General features: G+C 47.1%; 17 protein-coding genes and 1 other annotated feature. Of the genes, 9 read left to right on the forward strand and 8 right to left on the reverse strand.

The features are described 5' to 3' along the window. Positions 1–53: 53 nt before the first annotated feature. Complete coding sequence (locus EL633_RS29150; RefSeq protein ID WP_126630742.1) at positions 54–1,070, reverse strand: phosphotransferase family protein; 1,017 nt, start codon at positions 1,068–1,070, stop codon at positions 54–56. Between the two features lie 221 nt (positions 1,071–1,291). Further along, positions 1,292–1,681 carry an SCO5389 family protein gene (locus tag EL633_RS29155; protein ID WP_126630743.1) on the reverse strand — a complete coding sequence of 130 codons (390 nt, stop codon included), beginning with the start codon at positions 1,679–1,681 and terminating at the stop codon, positions 1,292–1,294. A gap of 518 nt (positions 1,682–2,199) precedes the next feature. On the opposite strand from EL633_RS29155, the gene EL633_RS29160 reads away from it, so the two are divergent. The 6 genes from EL633_RS29160 to EL633_RS29185 all read left to right on the forward strand — a co-directional run bounded on the left by EL633_RS29160 (position 2,200) and on the right by EL633_RS29185 (position 8,925). Beyond that, entirely contained in the window at positions 2,200–3,123 is a 924-nt protein-coding gene (locus EL633_RS29160) for a metal ABC transporter solute-binding protein, Zn/Mn family (RefSeq protein ID WP_161982525.1), read from the forward strand. 27 nt (positions 3,124–3,150) lie between these two features. Beyond that, positions 3,151–3,939: a metal ABC transporter ATP-binding protein gene (locus EL633_RS29165; RefSeq protein WP_126630745.1), complete on the forward strand. Its 789-nt coding sequence runs from the start codon at positions 3,151–3,153 to the stop codon at positions 3,937–3,939. 15 nt (positions 3,940–3,954) lie between these two features. Beyond that, positions 3,955–4,869 (forward strand): metal ABC transporter permease, encoded by a 915-nt coding sequence (locus EL633_RS29170; RefSeq protein ID WP_126630746.1) that lies wholly within the window; start codon positions 3,955–3,957, stop codon positions 4,867–4,869. Between the two features lie 9 nt (positions 4,870–4,878). Further along, positions 4,879–5,775, forward strand: coding sequence for a metal ABC transporter permease (locus EL633_RS29175; protein ID WP_126630747.1), 897 nt, complete (start codon positions 4,879–4,881; stop codon positions 5,773–5,775). A 360-nt stretch (positions 5,776–6,135) separates the two neighbouring features. Next, positions 6,136–6,573: a Fur family transcriptional regulator gene (locus tag EL633_RS29180; RefSeq protein WP_126630748.1), complete on the forward strand. Its 438-nt coding sequence runs from the start codon at positions 6,136–6,138 to the stop codon at positions 6,571–6,573. A 501-nt stretch (positions 6,574–7,074) separates the two neighbouring features. After that, a complete protein-coding gene (locus tag EL633_RS29185) occupies positions 7,075–8,925 on the forward strand; it encodes an MraY family glycosyltransferase (RefSeq protein WP_161982526.1) in 1,851 nt (616 codons plus the stop codon). A 143-nt stretch (positions 8,926–9,068) separates the two neighbouring features. Here EL633_RS29185 and leuS read toward each other — a convergent pair whose 3' ends face one another. Further along, positions 9,069–11,570, reverse strand: a complete 2,502-nt coding sequence (leuS, locus tag EL633_RS29190) for a leucine--tRNA ligase (RefSeq protein WP_246039289.1) — start codon at positions 11,568–11,570, stop codon at positions 9,069–9,071. Positions 11,571–11,696: 126 nt separating this feature from the next. Further along, positions 11,697–11,955 (reverse strand) — a binding site (T-box leader). A 216-nt stretch (positions 11,956–12,171) separates the two neighbouring features. Between leuS and EL633_RS29195 the strand changes: the two genes are divergently transcribed. Further along, complete coding sequence (locus EL633_RS29195; RefSeq protein WP_126630750.1) at positions 12,172–13,206, forward strand: SIS domain-containing protein; 1,035 nt, start codon at positions 12,172–12,174, stop codon at positions 13,204–13,206. A 117-nt stretch (positions 13,207–13,323) separates the two neighbouring features. Here the strand turns inward: EL633_RS29195 and leuD are convergent, their stop codons facing one another. Continuing rightward, on the reverse strand, positions 13,324–13,956 hold the full coding sequence (leuD, locus tag EL633_RS29200) for a 3-isopropylmalate dehydratase small subunit (RefSeq protein ID WP_126630751.1): 633 nt from the start codon (positions 13,954–13,956) through the stop codon (positions 13,324–13,326). 22 nt (positions 13,957–13,978) lie between these two features. Next, positions 13,979–15,421: a 3-isopropylmalate dehydratase large subunit gene (gene leuC, locus EL633_RS29205; RefSeq protein ID WP_126630752.1), complete on the reverse strand. Its 1,443-nt coding sequence runs from the start codon at positions 15,419–15,421 to the stop codon at positions 13,979–13,981. 211 nt (positions 15,422–15,632) lie between these two features. Between leuC and EL633_RS29210 the strand changes: the two genes are divergently transcribed. Further along, positions 15,633–16,532: a LysR family transcriptional regulator gene (locus EL633_RS29210; protein WP_126630753.1), complete on the forward strand. Its 900-nt coding sequence runs from the start codon at positions 15,633–15,635 to the stop codon at positions 16,530–16,532. A 39-nt stretch (positions 16,533–16,571) separates the two neighbouring features. Here the strand turns inward: EL633_RS29210 and EL633_RS29215 are convergent, their stop codons facing one another. After that, positions 16,572–17,168, reverse strand: a complete 597-nt coding sequence (locus EL633_RS29215; RefSeq protein WP_126630754.1) for a hypothetical protein — start codon at positions 17,166–17,168, stop codon at positions 16,572–16,574. Between the two features lie 205 nt (positions 17,169–17,373). Further along, positions 17,374–17,925, reverse strand: a complete 552-nt coding sequence (locus tag EL633_RS29220) for a hypothetical protein (protein ID WP_126630755.1) — start codon at positions 17,923–17,925, stop codon at positions 17,374–17,376. Positions 17,926–19,066: 1,141 nt separating this feature from the next. Here EL633_RS29220 and EL633_RS29225 point away from each other — a divergent pair. Then, positions 19,067–19,261, forward strand: coding sequence for a helix-turn-helix domain-containing protein (locus EL633_RS29225; protein WP_126630756.1), 195 nt, complete (start codon positions 19,067–19,069; stop codon positions 19,259–19,261). 342 nt (positions 19,262–19,603) lie between these two features. Here the strand turns inward: EL633_RS29225 and EL633_RS29230 are convergent, their stop codons facing one another. After that, a complete protein-coding gene (locus tag EL633_RS29230) occupies positions 19,604–21,145 on the reverse strand; it encodes a serine/threonine protein kinase (RefSeq protein ID WP_161982527.1) in 1,542 nt (513 codons plus the stop codon). Positions 21,146–21,531: the final 386 nt, after the last annotated feature.

Below are 21,531 nucleotides of genomic sequence, written 5' to 3' on the forward strand. Positions count from 1 at the left end.
GAAGACAAAGCAGATTGGCAAGATGTAGAAAAGGTTTGCAGGTCAATGGATTTTTAGTAAAGTGCGCCTGATAGAAAAACGCTGTTCAGCTCTGCTAGCAGGGATTGCATATCGGTATAAGAAAATTCGACCTTCTCAGGATGATGGTGCCGATGATATTCCAGGCGTGCTCCTCCAATGAAGCAAGCGGCATAGATAAGTGAGCGGAATTGAGCGGCACGATCTAGTTTTGGACGTCCATAACTCTGCCAGAAAGGTGCTTCGGCATCACGATGATAGCGGAAAAGAAACATCGTCCAATCAGCCAGCGGGTCTCCCCAGGAGCAACGATCTGCATCGAGAATAGCGCTGATCGTTGGTCTCACGGTTGGATCATCGGTTCGCACGACCAACACATTAACAGTCCATAAATCGCCATGAAGCAGAGACGGACGCTTGATCTCATCCAGGATATCAGCATATTTACGGGCAATCGCCAGTACTTCATTAAGATCTGTAGCATCCAATTGAGCACGCTCAACGTCTATAATCGTTTGTTCCAGCCAATTAAAAACAGCCAGACTCCAGCGCGACAACAATGGGAAAGGATAGGGGCTGCCAAAATTTGTGCCGCGCACAGCATGAATCTGCTTGAGAATGCTCCCTAGTTGGCGCCATAAAGCTTCATTCTGTTCTGTTGTTAGCTCATCCTTAATGCTCTCCCACTGCTCACCTGGCATAAAACTCTGGAATATATAATCGCGATTGATGAGTTGTTGGGTAAAATCAGCCATAATTGTGCGGGGAAGCAATGGAGCAATGGGGGCAAAGAAAGGCTGGGCAGCAAGCTCATTACGCATCATCTTGCTATCCGGATCGGATAAAATATCGGGGCCAACACGCAAAACAACGTTCTCCTCCGCCACACGCTCGATTAGATAGGTATTATTGTAGAGCCCGCCAGCAAGCTCAGTAATAGCCTCAATTTGCACATCATCACCAAAGGCTCGCTGGCACATAGTCTCAAGTAATTCTGGTTGGATAAAGCGCTGAAAAGCATCCGGTGGACGTTGAATAGAGCTGTATTTCATCAATCCAGGCCTTTCTGACTATAACATATGCAACCACACTTTTTCTCAATAACTATTACGATAATTCCACCCACAAGGTTTGAGAATAAAAAAACAGAGAAATAGCTATAATGCTATTTCTCCGCCTTTTCCCAACCCGCTTCACAAAAGTGAGTCTGTAGAAAACTTGCCTATACCATGAGTTTAGCAAAGAAAACGTAATGGAATGCGAAACAAAAGCACTAGCAATCACGCAATTCAGGACTCTGATTAAGGATCTGGCTACGAGGAGTAATGAAATCGGTATACTCCTCGCCCAGAGCCTCCTGTGGAAATAATGCGACCCGGTGACAATTCTGAAAAGCCAACCTGACACCATAATACTGTTCAACCGCATTGCGCATCGCATCGCTAGCCAGCAGGCGTAATAATTGTCCACGAGCCTGTTCATTTGGAGGGGGTACCTGATTATCCACAAAAGCAGCCTCGCCCTGCTTTAAACGCAAGGCAAGCCCCTCGATTAATTTCCAGGCATAAGGCAAGGATTCTTCAATACATTTTAAAAAATCATTGGTACGGATATCGCCGACCTGAGCCTGTTCAAGCAATGCTGGTGATACATCAAGAGACATATCTTCATCCTTCCTGGCGTTTTACTCCATCACTTCGTGATTACTACAGATAGCACACAGCAATTTCTCATGCATAAACAATCTAGCAGCTACAACGTTCTGTTGCGCTTAGGGATATGACATGAGATATCGCAGAAAACGCTACTAATGAGACTATGTATTAATTATAATCAGGAGACCAAACAAGGAATAAAGAGCATTCAACGGCTGTTCTGAAAAAGGGAAAAATAGACAAATTCGTTAATGAGAATATATCTCATTGACAAGCTCACACATTGTATGCTATCTTTCCATATAGATATTTAGTCTCATTAATAACGGTACGAAGTACCAATAAAGACATATAACGCCATGTGTAAGTTCTTTGCATAAAGCCAAATTACTGAGGCGCTTGTTGAAATGCTTGTGCGGTGAGATGTAAACATAGCCTTACCTCACCACACAAACACTTCAGGATAGCCGATGAGATAACAAAAATACGGCAAAAGACCATGCCACACGTTATCAGGAGAAAATTCATGCCTCCAGGACAAAACAAGCGGATAGGATTATTCATCGCTCTCGCAGGCTTATTTCTGTTTAGCGCTTGTGGAAGTACAATAGGAAGCGCTGGCACACCATCTGCGCAAGGTAATGGCACCATCACAGTGGTTGCGGCTGAAAATTTTTATGGTAATATTGTCAGCCAGATTGGTGGTACTCATGTCAATGTAACCAGTATCCTTGCAGATCCCAACGTTGATCCTCATACATATGAAACCAACGTCAATCAGGTTAAAGCCGTGGCCAGGGCACAACTAATCATCGCAAATGGCGGTGGCTATGATGATTGGATGGATAAACTCCTTGACAGTACACCTAGCAGTGATCGTAAGGTAATCAAAGGTTTTGATATAGCGAAAACCAAATTGCCAGATAACGAACACGTCTGGTACAGTCCAGCCAATGCCAAAGATATTGCCAGCGCGGTAGCAGAGAACTTAAAAACAATTGACGCCACCCACGCCACGGACTATGATAAGAATCTCAAAACCTTTCAGAATGAGGTCGGCAAGATAGAGCAGAAGATGGCAGAGATCAAAGCCAAATATGCACATGCACCCGTGGGTCTAACTGAAACGATTTTTCTCTATCAGACAGGTCCAATGAACTTGAATGTGCTCACCCCAATTGAGTTCCAAAAAGCATTGGCCGAAGGCAATGATCCTCCAGCCAATACCGTTGTAACAGCCGAGAATCAGGTCAGTAAGCGACAGATTAGAGTGTTTATTTATAATAAACAAACACAGTCAGCCATTACGACCAAACTTCAAAGCGACGTCAGCGCAAAAAATATACCAGTTATTGCAGTCACAGAAACAATGCCTCCAGACAAAACGTATCAAAGCTGGATGTTGAGTCAGTTAGAGGATGTAGAGCAAGGTTTAGCGAGCAATAAATAACGCAAAGAGAAAACGGGAACGAAGAACGTGAAAAATGATGTTGCAGAACGCAATACACCAATTATCACATTAGAAAATGTCCACATCCAGCTTGGGAATCGCACCATCCAGGAAGACATTAGCCTGACGGTCAACGAAGGTGAGTTTATCGCGATCCTGGGTCCTAATGGCGCTGGTAAGAGTACGTTACTGAAACTTTTACTGGGATTGATTAAGCAGAGTTCTGGTTCAGTGCGCGTACTGGGAAGAGCGCCACGGCGTGGCAATACTGATATTGGCTACGCGCCCCAACATCGCGTGCTCGAAGCGGATCTAGCACTGCGCGCACGTGATGTTGTGGGTTTTGGACTTGATGGGCACCGCTGGGGTCCGGGGTGGCCGAGTCGCCAGCGCAATGAAATTATTGATAAAGCGCTCAAAGAAGTCAATGCGCTCCACTTTGCCAATGCGCCCGTAGGACAGCTTTCCGGTGGTGAGCAGCAACGCCTGCTGATTGCCCAGGCCCTCTTAACCAATCCACGCCTGCTCTTACTGGATGAACCACTTTCAAATCTGGACATTACCCATGGCCAGGAAATCGTTACCCTGGTCAGGAATGTCTGTCGAGCCCGCAACGCGGCAGTTTTACTGGTCGCCCACGATGTAAATCCACTCTTAAACGTGATAGACAAAGTAATCTATGTTGCTAATGGTAACAGTACTATCGGAACACCAGACGAAGTTATTACGACCGAGACGCTAACAAGACTCTATGGATCACCTGTAGAAGTTGTAAAAGCCCTTGGAAGAATGTTTGTTGTTGGAGCAGAGACGTAGTTCAGGGAAACTTCTATGTTGAATTCGATCATTGACTCATTACAATATGAATTTGTCGTCAACGCCTTACTCGCTGGCTCATGCATTGCTATTGTGGCCGCGCTGGTAGGTTATTTCTTAATTGCACGCGGACTTACCTTTGCCGGCCATGCCCTGCCCAATATTGGTTTCGCAGGAGCGGCAGGCGCGGTACTGATCGGGGTCAATCCAGTCTATGGGCTGTTTGCCTTCACGATTGGGGCCGGTGTCATCATCGGACTCCTGGGTAAACAGGTACAAGAGCGAGATATTTCCATCGGCATTATTATGACCTTTGCGCTGGGCCTGGGATTCATGTTTCTATCGCTTTATTCAGGTTATGCAGAGCGCGTCTATAATGTCCTGTTTGGGACGATCCTGGGAATTGACAGACTGGATGTCCTGACCTTGTTCATTACCTGTCTCCTGACCATTGGAGCCATCGTTTTTCTCTATAGGCCACTACTCTTCAGCTCATTTGATCCCATGGTTGCCGAAGCTAGAGGAGTACCTGTACGAGGGCTCGCCATCGTTTTTCTGGTTCTGGTAGCACTGGCCGTCTCAATCGCCATCCAGATTGTAGGCGCACTACTAGTCTTTACCATGCTCATTGGCCCGGCCGCCACTGCTGTCCGTATCGCGCGACGCCCGGTCTGGGCGATCCTGATTGCCATCATCCTGGGACTTAGCTATATGTGGCTCGGCATTTTACTTTCAGTCACTAACGGCCTCTGGCCGGCCAGTTTCTTTATCGCCACTATCTCGTTTGCTGTTTATCTTCCCGTACGCATCTTCTCTCCTTATTGGCTAGAACGTAGTCAACGTGATAGGCAACCAATCAGAGTATTGAGCGATGTTTCGAAAAGCAACAGACAATCCATAGCCGAGCATGCTGAAGTGAGAGGGAGATAAAAAGCAATTATGCTAGAACTTTTTACACACGAATTTGTACAAAATGCCTTCATCGCTGGCACCATTGTTGCGATCGTTGCCGCCTTTGTTGGCTACTTCGTTGTGCTACGATCACAGACATTTGCCAGTGAGGCCCTCTCAGACATTGGCTTTGCAGGAGCAACTGGCGCCATCGTATTTGGCCTCAGTTCACTGGTCGGCATGCTTCTATTTTCACTCATATCAGCATTAGGCATGGGAGCATTGGGAGAACGCATTCGTGGACGAGATGTGGAGATTGGCATGGTACTCTCCTTTGCGTTAGGCCTGGGTGTACTCTTTGTGACCATCTACACGCAAACAGGAAGCGCTAACGCCAATGCAGGCGTTGGCATTCTTTTTGGCTCTATCCTAAGCGTCCAAAGATCAGATGTCATCGTCGCCTTGATATGCAGTATCCTGATTATGATACTTCTGATCATCTTATTCCGGCCACTCCTCTTTGCCTCCATCGATCCAGAGGTGGCTCGAACACGTGGAGTCCCTGTTCGCTTCCTCTCAATGATCTTTTTATTGATTCTCTCAGCCACCATCTCAGTCTCTATCCTGGTGGTAGGAGTCCTGTTGATTATTGCCCTGTTGATCGCGCCGGCAGCCACCGCGCTGAGGCTGACCCATCATCCAAGGACATCAATCAGCCTGGCCATTATTTTGAGCCTGGCATGTACATGGATTGGCCTGACACTTGCCTTTACCGGCAGTTTTGGGAAATACCTGCCGGTTGGATTTTATATTTCCGCCCTGGCAGCGGGTCTCTACTTTGTCTCAATCATCATTAATCGCCTGGGCATCATCCAGGCACCCAAACGGACGCCAAAACTGAAACGTTGTACCGATAGAGAAGAGCCTGCTACACCATGTTATTGACAAGCAGTCGTCAACACTATTCAAGCGGGTAAGTCAAGCCGCTACTTCGTGGCAACATTACCCACGCGCCTGAAAAACATCGTGTAAAAACACCTGGATATATGCGATCTATAGACTTAAAAGCTTCTAACCAGGATTTGAGCCATGGCAAACAAAAAAGCGATAAATAAAGACAAGAGCTTGCTTTAAAGCTGTGTGAAAAATACAAGAGAGTAGTAGTTAGATTGAGCTAGTTGTGATAGACTATAGTAATCAGTGAGCAAATGCTATGCAAGCCATTAGTTGTTCATCAGACGCGAAAGGTCTAAGAAAAGCTGCCTGGATAGAGCACATATGCGCAGAAAATTTGGAGAAATAAGCATGTCAAAGGAGATAGCGGAGAAAATTTACAGCGCGTTTGACGAAATGAGCCAACGCAATACCCGCCCACGCCGTCTCATTGCCGAGCGGCTTGTAGAGCTTGCCAATAACGGCAATGACTTCACGACAGATGATCTATGGCAAGAGCTACGAGCAATAGATCCAAAAATCGGTCGCGCTACCGTATTCCGTTCTATTGAAAAGATGGTAGACAAAAGGCTGCTTGACCGTATTGAATTCGCAGATGGGACACATCATTACCGTGTGTGCGGTGGAAGCCATCATCATCACCTGACCTGTACTCAATGCCATCGGGTGGTAGAAGTTGATCTTTGCTTACCGGCAGATCAAATTCATGCGATTGGCGATCAAGCCAACTTTGAAATCGAAGGACATTCCCTGGCACTCTTTGGCCGCTGCGAAGCCTGCCGCTCCTGACGTGTGGCTCTCTCAGCGGTGAGCCCACCTCCCAGCTAGATCCATCTGCCCATAGAATTACCCCCAATTCTACCCGCCAAGCAACCAGTATAATCCAACAGGCGCCTTTGGCGCTCCAACAGTTTTTAACGTGCTATAACATTGTGCGCGGTGCGCACAATGTTATAGCACGTTAAAAAGAAGCATGGGCGCTTTAGCGCCCGAGTGCGGCGATCCGCACGCTCCCCTAGAAGTCTGACAGTATTTAAACAAACCTCTCTAGCAACAACTCTTTTCATGCATAAAAAGGCATACTCAAATTCCACATGTGGAAAGCGTACTACTATAGTACAATACAATTAGCCGTGATTACACAGGAAGGAAATAAAGGAAAAACCAGGGTACCTATACTTTTCTCCTAATGCCACAACGATAAAGTTACATATATAGCAAACAGGCCGTTTTAAACCCGATAGCAAAATGCTTACATTTCATAAATCGATCGTGAGGGTTGACTTAGCGATGAGAGCAATACAATTTGAACAAGTTTGCTGGCTCCTTCTCATTTTTGCCACGTGTCTGGCGGGAAGCTTGCTTTTATGTGGCATTGCCAAAAAGCTCTTCCCCACGTTTCGCAGCGGCGAACATAAACCCGGCACGCACCGCATGGATATGCCGACCGTAGGACGAGAAATCAAGACAGTTGAACTGCCCCTGGTAGGAGGGCCAGCCTTCACTATTGCCATCATTATTACTGGTATCAGTGCAGGTTATATTTTAAATTTAGACCAAAACCAATGGAATCTTCTCTTTATCGCCCTTGGTGCCACAGCAGGATACGCCGTGGTTGGCTTTCTAGATGATTGGCGTAAAGTCTATAGAAACAAAGGCTTATCAGAATTCACTAAATTTAGCGGCGTCTTCCTGGTATCCGTCGTAGCGGCTGTCTGCTATTTCTTTTTCTTTTCCGCCGGACCGGAATCCTACAGCCTCTGGAAAGATCTTCCTCTGCTGGGGCATTTAATCTGCAGTAATCCAGCCCTGGGTGATCTTCCATGTCGCGTCGTATTTCCACAGACTGCTTACTTTGGCTGGTTTATTTTTTTGATATTGCTGGTGGGTTTTACAGGAACGGCCACCGCAGTCTCGGTCGATTTCAGCGATGGTTTTGACGGACTGGCAGGAGGATTAGTTTTTAGTGCCGCACTGGCCCTGGCCATTGCCGTCACAGGCCGACTAAACGATCTTGGTACCCATCCAGAGGGTCTTGTGCTGGAAGTGCTCTCATTAATCTGTGCTGGGGCTGTCCTGGGGTTTCTACCCTGGAACTGGCCATCCCCATGGGCAGCCCGACGTAGCGCAGGTGCCAAACGCCGTGCAAAAATATATATGGGAGATAGCGGGGCGCTGGCGCTTGGTGGATTGCTGGCGATGATCGCTCTTTTCTCACGTAATGAAATTTTATTACTGACAACCATCGGCGGCGTCTTTGTCCTGGAAGCCCTCTCCGTAATCGTCTCAACGCGCATACTGACACCATTTTATCGTAAGCGCATGAAAATTCTACGTTTTGCCTATAAAAATGATTTTATCCCCCATACTGAATTTCCATTACCATTCCTGGCCACGCCACTCCATCACCACTTTGACCTGCTAGGATGGAATCGTAAACATCTCGTTTATGCGGCCTGGACCCTTGGAGCGATCTTTGCCGTTTTAAGCGTGCTCATTTCGGTGGATCCTATCAGCTGGCAACGCTACATGGCCCGCTTTCTCGCCTTTGTTCTGATGGCGGCCATCTGGTCCAGTGGAACCTGGTCTAAAAGCTACTTCGTGGGCAAACAACCAAACTCTGGACGTACCCGACATCTACGCCTTGCACTCTACTATGGCTATCCTGTCAGTATCATGGGAATCAAGCTGTATCATCATGTCGAGAGCATAGAAGCCAGCGAAGATGTCATTGAAACGCCGACAGAGGATATCGCCCTCTTTCAGCGCATGACGATCTTTGATGCCCGTGCTATGCTTGGTCTCTATTGCTATCGTGCAGGCTATTTCCCAGCCGCTATGGCGCAATGGAACCGTATCCCTGAACGGAATCGCCGGCTCAGGCCCGAGATCGCCCGGCTCCTGACAGAGGTAGATAATCGCTTAGCATTGGATAAGCAGGAAACCCAACCAATGCGCCGTGACCAGCTAAGAGCCAAGATCGAGGAGCAGCAACAGCCCATTCTGACTGGCAACTTGCCTCCAGCCGACATGCCTAACCCTTATGAACCAATTAGTGAAGAAGAAGTCAATAGCGGTAAAACTGGTAGCCCCTGGAAGGCGCTGGTTCCTGATAACGAAACCCCTCCAAGTCAATCCTGATGCTCCCACTTCTTTTCACATACCAGATCTTGTGAGGAAGAAAATGGCGAGGCGGTCGCGACCGCCTCGCCATTTTCTTCCTCACAAGCAAGCGAAAGCCGTAAGCACGAGATGTGAGGAAAAAAATTTGCACATGGCGTTATTCAATTAATTACTATATTAACCAGGCGACCAGGTACATAGATGACCTTTGCGATATGGTGGCCAGCCACGAACTTTTGAACTTTCTCCGTTACCATGGCTTGCTGCTTAATCGCGTCTTCTGGTGTATCGGAGGCAACCTGGATACGATCACGAACTCGGCCATTAATCTGGATGGGCAAGATCATACTTTCTTGTTGTAATGCATCGGCATCATAACCAGGCCAGGAAACTGCGTGTACAGAGTCGCTATGGCCCAGCCGCGCCCACAATTCTTCGGTGATATAAGGAGCAAAGGGAGCAAGCAGAGTAATCAAGGTTTCAATATCCTGCCTGGTCTGCTCTGGCTTACGCTCCAGTACATTCAAGTATTCCATCATCGCTGCAATGGCAGTATTATACTTGAATACCGGAGTATCTTCGCTCACACGCTTAATTGTCAGGTGCAATAGACGTCGTTCCTCACCCTCTAAAGGACGTTCCGGCCAGGATCCAGTATGCGAGGTAACCAGTTGCCAGATGCGATCGAGAAAGCGTACAACTCCATTGATGCCGCGATCAGTAAAATCGCCATCCATCTCATACGGCCCCATAAACATCAAGTACACACGGAATGCATCAGCTCCCAGATAATCCAGATAGTCATCAGGATTAATCACATTGCCCTTCGATTTTGAAATCTTAGCACCAGCCATCGTAATGGTTCCATTAGCGCGAAAACGGCTAAAGGGTTCGCTGAAGGATATATGGCCCAGATCATGTAGAGCCATAGCAATAAAACGCACATACATAAGATGCAGAACACTATGATCCGCTCCACCAACACACATGTCTACAGGCAGCCAGCGCCGCGTAATTTCTGGATTCCAGGCATGCTGCTGATCAGTACTCGAAGGATAACGCAAGTAGTACCAAGCTGAATCCAAGAAGTTATCGCTCACATCCGTCTCACGACGGGCTGGTTGGCCACAAATCGGACAGGTTGTGTGCACAAAGCTCTCGATGGCGGCCAGCGGTGAAACACCTGTACCGGTCGGCATCCAATCCTCTGCCTCCGGCAGCAAGACCGGCAGTTGATCCTCTGGTACAGGCACGGCTCCATGATCTGGACAATAAATGATCGGAATAGGTGGTCCCCAATAACGCTGACGGCTAATCAGCCAGTCCCGCAGGCGATACTTTACACTACGTTGCCCTGATTGATGCGCTTCAAACCAGGTACAGATGGCATTGTGAGCCTGTTCCGATGTCAGGCCAGAATACTCTCCTGAATCAATCACTATCCCGGTTGAGGTAAATGTTTCAGTGAGAGGAGTTTCAGCTGAGATAGTTGTATCGGTGGATTGCACAACCTGGCGTACAGGCAAATGCATCTGCTGCGCAAAGGCAAAATCTCGCTCATCATGGGCCGGCACACCCATAATCGCGCCCGCTCCATAACCTTCCAGGACAAAATCAGCGATCCAGATTGGAATACGCTCGCCAGTAAATGGATGAGGTGTATACATGCCAGTAAAAACGCCGGTCATAGCATCATCTGGACTGCTACGCAGGCTATTGACCTGCTCCTGGTAAGCGATAACAGCTTTTTGATAAACAGGATCAGTGATTGCAGCCACCAAAGGATGATGCGGTGCCAGGGCCACAAACGTCATGCCAAAGATGGTATCGGGCCGTGTTGTATACACCTGTACATGCTGATCAGGTATCCCATCAACAGCCATCTGGAATTCCAGACCTTCCGAGCGACCAATCCAATGGCGTTGCAGCGACTTCACCCGTTCAGTCCAGTCCAATGCATCTAGATTATCCAGCAAGCGTTGGGCATAGTTGGTCGACTTCAAAAACCACTGTTCCAGCCAACGTCTCTCAACCAGCGAGCCACAACGCTCACAATGACCATTGATTACCTGCTCATCGGCCAGCACTGTTTTGTCCTTAGGACACCAGTTAACCGGAGCCGCCTTACGTTCAGCCAGCCCCGCTTTAAACAGTTGCAAGAAGATCCACTGGGTCCAGCGATAATACTCGGGATCAGTGGTGTTCACTTCATGTGACCAATCAAAGCGATTGCCAATCCGCTTCAACTGCAACTCACGAAAACGCTCGACATTTCTGGCCGTCAAGATGCGCGGATGGATACCCTGCTTGATCGCGAAATTCTCGCTATGAATACCGAAGGCATCAAAACCCATGGGCTCAAAGACATCATAACCCTGCATCGACATCAAGCGACCATGCACATCTGAGCCTACATAGGAATATACATTCCCAACATGCAGGCCCTCGGCCGAGGGATAAGGAAACATCATCAAATTATAATAGGGACGTTGAGCGCGTTGCAGATCCACCTGATAAAGCTTCTGGTCTTCCCAGCGCTCATGCCAGCGCGCCTCGAAGTCCGCAAAATCATAGTGCGGTGCACGCATACCAGTCATATCCCGATGGGGAGGGGGTTCAGACGCTGCTTTGATATCAGCAGCAGGTCTACTTGTTTCAGACACGGAGTCCTCCTGATTAACCTATTCGTGAACGCCGTTCACACGCTTGAACGGAATACTATAACACCAGCATTTCAGCGGAGGACTTTCTGCAATCAGCATACAGGCAACAAAAAAACACCCTCCGCCCCCAAGGGCGAAAAGTGCGCGCAGACTCACTTTCGCGGTACCACCTTGTTTCACTATCACTTTGCAGGGATAGCCTTCTGAGTGCTAACACACCCGAACCCTGTAACGGGAGTACCCGGAGCCGACTACTTTGCGTCAAACCACGTTTCACCGACACTGCTCATGAGGGAGCTTGGGGATAACCGGGCCACTGGCTCACACCAACCGCCAGTTCTCTGTGGACTCAGCGATCCTTACTTTCCTCATTCATTGCTGCTGGATTATTTAATTTTTACTTCTACTAAGAAAAATACCTGGTATTATGCGCTTTGTCAAGTGCCTGACAGCACGATTTCATTTTTTTATAATCGTGTTTTTCGTTTAGTCATCTAGACCACTATACCAGAAATTGTGATATAGTTAAGGCAGCAACATGGAATTATCTGGTGGTTATAAGGATCTTCGCTTGTATCGAATAGATTATTTGGAGGATATAATGTCATCATTATTGGAGCAGGAAATCCATAGTCAGCCCGAGGTCATTGCTCATCTATTGGAGCAAGAGACCGAACATATCAAAAAGATTGTGGCGCAATTGCCAGCATTTGATTATATCTTGATTGCGGCCCGTGGTTCATCAGATCATGCCGCTACATATGCAAAATATGCCTGGGCAACCATGGCTGGTTATCCAATTGCGCTGGCTGCCCCTTCATTACAAACACTGTATGCAACTCCTCCCCGCATGAAGAACGCCCTGGTAGTAGGTATTTCGCAATCGGGCCAATCGCCAGATATCGTTGGAGTGCTTGAAGAAGGAAGACGTCAGGGACGCCCCACTATCGCGATCACCAATGATGGTAATTCTGCCCTGGCTAAAGCTGCTGATCATGTGGTTGAGTTACACGCTGGCCAGGAACGCAGCGTAGCCGCCACCAAGACGTATACAGCACAATTAGCTATCATGATGCTTTTCGCAGCAATCTGGAATGGGGATGGGCAGCGCTTGAATGAACTACAGAGGATGCCGGAAATCATAGCGCAAACCTTGAAGAGTAGCGGTGAAATCGCTCAACATGCGGAACGCTATCGCTATATGAACCAATGTATCGTCGTCGGGCGTGGCTACAACTATTCTACCTCATTTGAACTGGCCCTCAAATTGAAAGAGCTAACGTACGTCATGGCCACCGCCTACTCATCCGCAGATTTTCGCCATGGTCCGATCGCGACCATTGAAGAAGGGCTTCCCACGATTCTCATCATGCCGACCGGCGCAACCTTTGCCGACATGCTTGAGCTGGCCAAAGATTTGCAGAAGCGTAAAGCAGAGCTATTAATTATTTCAGATGCTGCAGAAGCGCTGGCACTGGCCCAGACACGCTTCGCAATTCCGAGTGGAATACCTGAGTGGCTTAGCCCTATCGCCGCAATTATTCCTGGCCAGCTCTTCGGCTTACATCTGACATTGAGCAAACGTCTGGAGCCAGATACTCCACGTGGATTGAACAAAATCACGCTTACGCACTAAAATAGACGGCTGAAGTGCTCTTCATAATTTTTGTATGTATTGGGAAATGATGCACAATGCACATCATTTCCCAATACATACAATTTTTTTACCTGCATCAGGCGCCAAACAATGCAGCTAGCGAGTAGCCGGCTCGTTAGAAAAGTACCAGGGGGCTTCCTGCTGCCGGCGCCGCTCGTAACGAGCAATATCATCACCCATTTGCAATGTCCAACCAATCATATCCAGGCCTTTGAGCAGGCGCTCCTTGCGGAAAGCGTCGATCTCAAAGTGGAGGAATTGCTGATCAGGAAGTGTCACGGTCTGGGCAGCGAGGTCTATAGTTAACGTATAACCGGGAGTAGCCTCGACTTCACGGAGCAAGTTATTAACGGTATCCTCTTTTAAGACTATAGGAAGTATACTGTTGCTGAAGCAGTTATTATAGAAAATATCTGCGAAGCTGGGAGCAATGATTGCACGAAAACCATATTCGGCCAGGGCCCAGGGAGCGTGCTCACGTGATGAGCCACAACCGAAATTGTCGCCCGCGATCAGTACACTCACACCCTGATAGCGGGGCTCATTCAAGACAAAATCAGGCTTGGGGGTCTTCTGTTCATCTAGATAGCGCCAGTTAGCAAACAAAGCCTCACCCAAACCGGTCCGTTTGATGGTCTTAAGGAAGCGAGCCGGCAAGATCTCGTCGGTATTTACATTCACCCGATCCAATGGTAGAACCAGGCCGGTATGCGTAGTAAATGGTTGCATAACTTCTTGTCTCTCCTCTCAGCTACCACTCGCGAATATCAACAAAATGGCCTGTCACCGCTGCCGCTGCCGCCATGGCTGGACTCACCAGGTGCGTACGTCCACCACGTCCCTGACGACCTTCAAAGTTACGATTGCTGGTCGAGGCGCAGCGCTCACCTTCGCTAAGCTGATCGCCATTCATAGCAATACACATACTACAGCCGGCTTCACGCCACTCAAAACCTGCCTCGCGGAAGATATCAGCGAGACCTTCCTCTTCAGCCATACGGCGTACATTCATTGAGCCAGGAACGACCAGGGCTCGTACATTTTGAGCGACATGCTTGCCCTGGACGTACTTTGCGGCCATGCGCAAATCGTCCAGTCGTGAATTGGTGCAGGAGCCGATGAAGACGGTATCAACTTGAATATCCGTAATCTTCTGGCCAGCCTGTAGACCCATATACTGTAAAGCGCGCTCATAGCTCTGGCGTGCCAGAGGATCAGCCTGAGCCGCAGGATCCGGCACATTCTTACTGACGTCAACAACCATACCCGGATTGACACCCCAGGTGACCTGTGGTCCCAGGCCATCAACATTAATCTCATGGACGGCATCGAAGGATGCGTCAGCATCACTTGCCAGTTGACGCCAGGCCGCCACAGCCTGTTCAAACAGCTCTCCCCTGGGGGCATAAGGGCGATCTTTAATATAGGCAAAAGTTGTCTCATCGGGAGCCACCATTCCCATACGCGCTCCGGCCTCAATTGCCATATTACATAGCGTCATCCGACCTTCCATTGGGAGTTCCCGGATCGCCGAGCCGCTAAACTCAATAACATAGCCGGTCCCAACCCCTGTACCCAGTTTTCCAATAATGGCCAGAGCCAGATCCTTCGCCGTTACACCTGCCGCGAGCTTTCCCTCCACCCGAATATTCATGGTCCTGGGCTTCTCCTGCCAGAGACACTGGGTGGCCAGCACATGCTCGACCTCGCTCGTGCCTATTCCGAAGGCCAGCGCGCCAAAGGCGCCATGGGTTGAAGTATGAGAGTCGCCACACACAATCGTCATACCAGGTAAAGTAATTCCCAATTCAGGCCCAATAATATGCACAATTCCCTGACGAGAATCCTGCATATCAAAAAGGGTTAAACCAAAATCGTGGGTATTTTGTTCCAGCGTCGTGATCGTAGTGCTGATCGCTGTATCAACAATATCCAGCTTCCGACGACCCTGAGTTGTAGGAATATTATGATCAAGTACCGCGATTGTCGCATCTGGTCGCCGTACAGGCAAGCCAGCAGTTCGTAAACCAGCAAAAGCCTGCGGAGATGTTACTTCATGCACAAGGTGACGATCAATATAAATAAGAGTAGACTCACCTGGCTGATCCTTCACAACGTGAGCATCCCAAATTTTTTCAAACAGGGTCCGTGGCCGGCGCTGCTCGCCATTCACAGCACGGTTATCTGCTACCATATGCACCTCTTCTCTTGACTAACAATAATCCTATCAACCGCTTTGTAATATAAAGCTGGTAACACAAAATTGCCAATCTGGCCTCCTTGCCAGTTACCATCTATCAAGCGGCGCTGTTATTATGTGCAGTATAATAACACAGAATTGATATGTCTAATACCTATTTTAACTAACCTTGATAACAAATTGATATCACTGGAGTACGAGAGATATGGAGCTACGTCAACTTACCTATTTTCTCACGGCCGCCCAGACCCAAAACTTTCGCAAGGCCGCTGAAATCTGCCTCGTCGCTCAGCCAGCGCTTAGCCGGCAAATAGCCGCCCTGGAAGCAGAACTTGGCATCGAGCTTTTCCGTCGCGTCAAACAACGTGTCGTCTTAACACCAGCTGGACAAGAATTTGCGACGTATGTGAGAGAAGCCTTTGATCAATTGCAGCAGGGGCAACAGGCAATGGCCCGTCTTCAGGATGGTGAACATGGAACCATTCATATTGGAAGCATCGAACCGCTCACGACAGCCTTCTTACCAACCATCTTTCCCATTTTTCACCAGCGCTACCCACATATTCAGCTTAAAGTGCGTGTGAGCCGAACAGATGAATTGTTGAAACTCATTGAACATGGAGAATTAGATCTCGGCTTGATTTTTAATCCCAGCGTGCGTTCGGAGGTTATCGTCGTCAAAGAACTGTTTCGTCAACCGCTACAAATCATGGTTGCCGCCAATCATCCATTAGCACAACAAAGACCAGCAGCAGTCACCCTGGCCCAGATCATTAACGAACCGCTTTTCCTGCTTGGGGAAAATTCCCGCCTACGCCGGGCGGTTGAGAGAGTATTCGCAGCGCAAGGCATGAGTATCCAGCCAGTAGTAGAAATCGAATCGCTGGCCGGCCTAAAAGAGCTTGTCAGGCAAAGCAAAGGCATCACATTCATGTTACCAGCTCTGCTCTATGCCAGCGAGATAGATCGTGAGGTCGTTTTACTATCCATAGCTGACATCACTGAAGAATTCGTTTTCGCCCTGGTCTATCATCGCTTACGCCATATCTCACAGCCCGCCCGCCACTTTATCAACACCACCCTGGATACCCTGCTCGCGGATTAAGTGCAGACCAGTATGTTATACACGCATAAACATAAACAATTACGTCCAGGCCTGCAGAACTGTTGTAGTCACAGGATCTTTCTGTCCATCATGCAAAACGTGAACCGTCCAGACAGTACCTTCCTTAGGAAAACCAGGAATCAGCGCGTTATCGGTACAAGCATAATTGACACGTTCATCACCAACTAGTGAGGTAGCTCCCGTCATAAAAGTACAATAAGCGCCATTAGATAGATGTAAAACCCATGGTTTCCCATCTCCATTCTCAGCAGTGCTGGCTGGTAATGGACTCGTGAGCTTCACCTTAATACCGTTGGTGTTACCAGCCGGGCTGGCATCACACAGGACAAAATCTTTTTGAGCTGGTGAGCTAAAACAAGGATCATAAATGACGCTATCAACCATACAGCGCCAGGCATCGTTCCTGGGCGCCGCCAGAGATGTCACCCAACAATCTCCTGCAGAAACGTCACCAGAGCGTATACCAGTAGGAACAAAGTGCAGCACTTTTGTGGCGGTAACAGCAGGAGTAGAGGTAGCCACAGCACTATCCATCGGCATTCCCCCTAGCAAGAATGCCAATGCAATGAATCCCAGTGCATAGCAAGCAATTGACACCATTCTTTTTCGTGTCATGATTTCACACTCAACTTTCTCCATAGCACCATATCATCACGACCAGAAGCCAGACCCAAATAACAGATCCTCTAAATACATAACGACCACAAGCAAGAAAAATCTCAAACCATCCAACAACATACATAAATTTGTTGAACATCTTAAACACATATCAGCCATACATGTCAGGAGGCACAAGCGAAGGCACCATGCTACTCGCAGCTTAACGATAAGAGCGCTTAAAGTCGGCCTGCAAATAATACGTTGGATTAGCCAAATCAAGCACAACCGGAATCTGCGCCCCCATCACAGGTAACTTGCGGTCCCGAACGCGCTGGGAAAAATTATAGACCTGGCCGGTTTCGGGAGAGGTCCACTCTAGCCGTAACCGATATTCTGTCCAATCCGAAAAGAAGCGGCGAGCCCACCGAAAACTGCGTACTTCATCAAAGGCGACGACCTTTGTCAGTACCTGTGAACCATACAACTGAAACCACGCTTCCTCACGACTTTGAATGAACGTGTCAGTAAAAATAAAAAGGAAACCAATCACCAGCAACGAAGGCACGATCCATTTCCATGGAACAGCCGTACTCAGCAAAAAAGCTCCCCATGGCGTCTGTCTGGCAAGAAAACCGAGAAAGATGGTGAGAAATAGTAATAGCACAAGCCCTATATACAGATAAAAAGCTCCTCGCTGAACCGCATACATGGTTTTGATAATTGTACGTTCTCTCTGTTTATGATGAATTTGCTCATCTAAATTCTGCTGCATATTGATCAAACAATCTACTTTCTTAGAGGATACAAAAATTTTAATCTTGATCAAAAGGATATGCTTACTTTACTATTTGTGGTGCCACATAATTATAATATCCCACACAAGATAGTGGCGACCAATGTATGATAGTGTTTGATTCCCACCCTCATCGTGGAGCGTGCCGCCAGCCGCACTCGGGCCCTTCAGGGCCTATCTTTCTTTTACGTGTGGTGCCACAAACTGAGCTTTGCTCAGTTTGTGGCACCACACGTAAAACCCTTGGAGCGCCAAAGGCGCGAAAACAACGCTCAGCAGGACATGGATTTCATGCGCATCAAACACTATCTATGGACGTATCTGCTTCTCATCATCATGAACAGCTTGCCGCTCTTGTGCAGATGGACACCAGCACGCCCCTACTTCCTCTCTTGTATCGTGCCAAAAGTGCGCCCCCTACTTCCTCCCTTGTGTCGTGCCAAAAGTGCGCCCTCTACTTCCTCTCTTGTATCGTGCACAAAAGTGCGCCCTCTACTTCCTCTCTTGTGTCGTACACAAAAGTGCGCCGGGGCGCACTTTTGTGTACGACACAAGAATCCTTCTTGCGCGCCGAAGGCGCGCACACTCCGCCGTGAGGATCAGGAAGACTCTAAAAAACATCAAGTATAAAGTATTAAAAAACTCTTTGCTAAAAATATATGTGCTGTAGAGAATTTAGTAAGAAAATAATCATAAGAACAACACTTGTATAGTGGTTCCGTCCTATACACATTTCGATTTTATAGGTACTGACCGACAAGCAAAGGTAGCATAATAGGTTAGTAGTAGTCACCTATTTCCTAATTCATTCGTATATATATATAAGACTATAAAGCATTAGTCTTATTAGATAACAAAGAAATTTTTATCATCATTGCCATTATAGTTCAGAATAATGATGATAAAAATCTGAATACCGTAGAAATGCTATGCAAAACTAAATTCATGGATTTGCATAGATAGATCTTTACATTTGTCATTCATTGTTATACAATATAAAAGTAAATACAAACCAGTTTATTCATTAGCAGGCATTTTAGCAGAAGAATGCTGTTATTGAATAAAGCACCGTTTGAAACGGTACCAAATAACTAAGAGTGAAAGAAGGAGTCAACACCACATGAGCGAGCTATTAACTGTATCAGAAGTTGCAGATATTCTTAGAGTTGATGATACCACTGTACGTCGTTGGGTAAAACAAGGTGCCCTGGACGCGATCATTCTTCCCCACGTCAATGAGCGTCAGGCCTATCGCATCAAACGTGAAACCCTCAACAAATTGTTGTCTGGCGAAACAGAACTTGCCCACGCTTAGTCTGAACAAGGCTACTATTCATATATCGTGACTGGCTAAAAAAGAGAACGGGTGTCTTCGGACATCCGTTCTTTAATGCCATAAAGTAGGAACAAATTATATACGAACACTATAGCAGAAAAGTTTGCAATTGCAAGGCTTTGTTGTCCATTCGGCAGAACATTGTGTTAATACTTTTGATATAAATAAAATGAAGTAGTAAATCAAAATTATATATTATGAATAATAGCACTCAATTTTATCTACAAAAAAAGATGGGTAGTTTTTTTTATGCTACCCATCCCTCATATTTTTATCATACGCAATCAATATCACCAATGATATAATTACAGCAATAACAACTCAGCAACGTTGAAGAGTCTGAGCAAAAAGCGCGACTGATCCAAAGCGATCGCCAGGTTTTTTCGCTAGCGCGGCTGAAAGAACAGCATCCACAGATCTAGGGAGTTTAGGATTCAGCGATGATGCAGGTTGAGGGGTTTTAGTGGTATGCAAAATACGCATAACGTGTTCTGAAGTCCCCTGATATGGTGGCCGACCTGTCAACAGTTCATAGGTGATCGCAGCCAGGCCATACTGATCAGAAGCAGGATAGACTGAACCTTCCCAACGCTCAGGTGCCATATAAGGAAAACCTTCGGCGAGTTTCGAGTAATATGTTCCATCCTGGACCACAGAAAAATCGGCGAGAGCAACTTCTAGTTTCTGAATACGTTTGGCTTGATTGAGAACCAGAATATTTGAAAGTTTAAAATTCTGGTAAGTCACTTGATAATTATGCGCGAATTGTAATGCATCTGCCAGTTGAAGAATGATCGGCATCACATCCTTCAACGTAAAGGAACCTGGCCCTCCATGATGATGTATCCAACTGGATATAGATCCATCAATACACAAGGGCATATTTTTATAAATAAAGTTCGTGCCACTGATATATGATTTTCCACAGTTCAACACAGGTAAGATATGAGGATGTTGCAAAGGGCCTAACAACTCCGCTTCTAGTTGGAAAACAGTCACCTCCTCCACAGAATCCTTCATCATATAGAAAGGCACCATATCAACCTGGATCGCCTTCAGGGCGCTCTCCTGCTCACGCAAGCGATCATAGGTACGATATACTTCACTATAAACACTACTACCAAGGCGAGCCCGTATCTGATAGCGGCCAAGGCTCTGTCCATCCAGGTAAACTTTCTGCTGTGTGATCACCTCAACCTTCTCTAATAAAGGATCACTTTTCAGTTCCTTCAGAGTAAATGCATCGGAAGAACGGGATTGGGCAGCGGGAAAATTCACGCCTGAAGATTTTTTCGCAACATCAGGCTGCATTACAGGTGTAGGAGCAAAATCATTTGGCGCTGGCTGGACACGCGAAATAGCATTACGAGATGCTGAGCTACCTGACACATTAGGCAAGGGCTCACTTTTAAAAGGTGAAACTGATGTAGCATGAACGTTACCACTACCAGACCACGAAGGGTTTCCAGACTCCTTTTGCTCACGTATTTTTCCTGACAAAGGACGGGTTGTATGGGTCGAAGGAGGAGGCAGCAAAGAATTTGAAGCTGGCGAAGGAAACGTATTAGCGCCAAATGCAGAAGACTGCATATCTTGCAAACGAATCATCAAGGGTTCCCAGTCATAACGCTGTATTAACTGCTGAACCAGGCGATTAACAAATAAACGATTTGAGCCATCTTCTTTACCAAGGACCACAGCTAGCGGTAAACATCCACCACGTAAGAAAATGGTAAAGGCGTCGAGCTCATTTGCCACAGTGACCGGCCGATATCCCACCGCGGTTAAGAGTCCGCCTATGTACTGAGCACGTTCCTGGTGGGCATCAATAATTAAAACAGTAAGCGCATTCCGAACAATCATCTCCCTTGATGTTTTCGTCGCCAGGGGCTGTCTCAATCTTTGTTGCAATAACTTAAGGAAGGAATTCAAAACTTGATCCGGCTGATCAAAAGAAAACGAAATGTCATGCAGTACAGTATTGGCCATAGACACATTTTCCTATTTTACACTCTTTGAGAGCGTCTAGTGCTGAAAAAGAAACAACACGGTCGCCTTAAGATGATATACCCCTTCATACCTTTATATAACGAATAAGTTCTAACGTATAACGCAAATTTACATGGGAAGAAAAATACGTATAGTATTTCTGAGCTTATAGTACATTATAATACAGATTGGGACATTTGACTATAATTATATTTCTGCTGATTGCGCATCATGCCTATAGCACTTGCCCCCTCAAACTA

This window comes from Dictyobacter alpinus, from assembly GCF_003967575.1.
In the GTDB taxonomy this organism is placed as follows: domain Bacteria; phylum Chloroflexota; class Ktedonobacteria; order Ktedonobacterales; family Ktedonobacteraceae; genus Dictyobacter; species Dictyobacter alpinus.

Excerpts from the sequence above, each read along its gene's own strand:
- EL633_RS29220 (WP_126630755.1), bottom strand. The coding sequence starts at position 17,925 with ATGCAGCAGAATTTAGATGAGCAAATTCATCATAAACAGAGAGAACGT.
- EL633_RS29170 (WP_126630746.1), top strand. The coding sequence starts at position 3,955 with ATGTTGAATTCGATCATTGACTCATTACAATATGAATTTGTCGTCAAC.
- EL633_RS29185 (WP_161982526.1), top strand. The coding sequence starts at position 7,075 with ATGAGAGCAATACAATTTGAACAAGTTTGCTGGCTCCTTCTCATTTTT.
- EL633_RS29210 (WP_126630753.1), top strand. The coding sequence starts at position 15,633 with ATGGAGCTACGTCAACTTACCTATTTTCTCACGGCCGCCCAGACCCAA.
- leuD (WP_126630751.1), bottom strand. The coding sequence starts at position 13,956 with ATGCAACCATTTACTACGCATACCGGCCTGGTTCTACCATTGGATCGG.
- EL633_RS29195 (WP_126630750.1), top strand. The coding sequence starts at position 12,172 with ATGTCATCATTATTGGAGCAGGAAATCCATAGTCAGCCCGAGGTCATT.
- EL633_RS29150 (WP_126630742.1), bottom strand. The coding sequence starts at position 1,070 with ATGAAATACAGCTCTATTCAACGTCCACCGGATGCTTTTCAGCGCTTT.
- EL633_RS29230 (WP_161982527.1), bottom strand. The coding sequence starts at position 21,145 with ATGATTGTTCGGAATGCGCTTACTGTTTTAATTATTGATGCCCACCAG.
- EL633_RS29180 (WP_126630748.1), top strand. The coding sequence starts at position 6,136 with ATGTCAAAGGAGATAGCGGAGAAAATTTACAGCGCGTTTGACGAAATG.
- leuC (WP_126630752.1), bottom strand. The coding sequence starts at position 15,421 with ATGGTAGCAGATAACCGTGCTGTGAATGGCGAGCAGCGCCGGCCACGG.
- EL633_RS29160 (WP_161982525.1), top strand. The coding sequence starts at position 2,200 with ATGCCTCCAGGACAAAACAAGCGGATAGGATTATTCATCGCTCTCGCA.
- EL633_RS29155 (WP_126630743.1), bottom strand. The coding sequence starts at position 1,681 with ATGTCTCTTGATGTATCACCAGCATTGCTTGAACAGGCTCAGGTCGGC.
- EL633_RS29215 (WP_126630754.1), bottom strand. The coding sequence starts at position 17,168 with ATGACACGAAAAAGAATGGTGTCAATTGCTTGCTATGCACTGGGATTC.
- EL633_RS29225 (WP_126630756.1), top strand. The coding sequence starts at position 19,067 with ATGAGCGAGCTATTAACTGTATCAGAAGTTGCAGATATTCTTAGAGTT.
- EL633_RS29175 (WP_126630747.1), top strand. The coding sequence starts at position 4,879 with ATGCTAGAACTTTTTACACACGAATTTGTACAAAATGCCTTCATCGCT.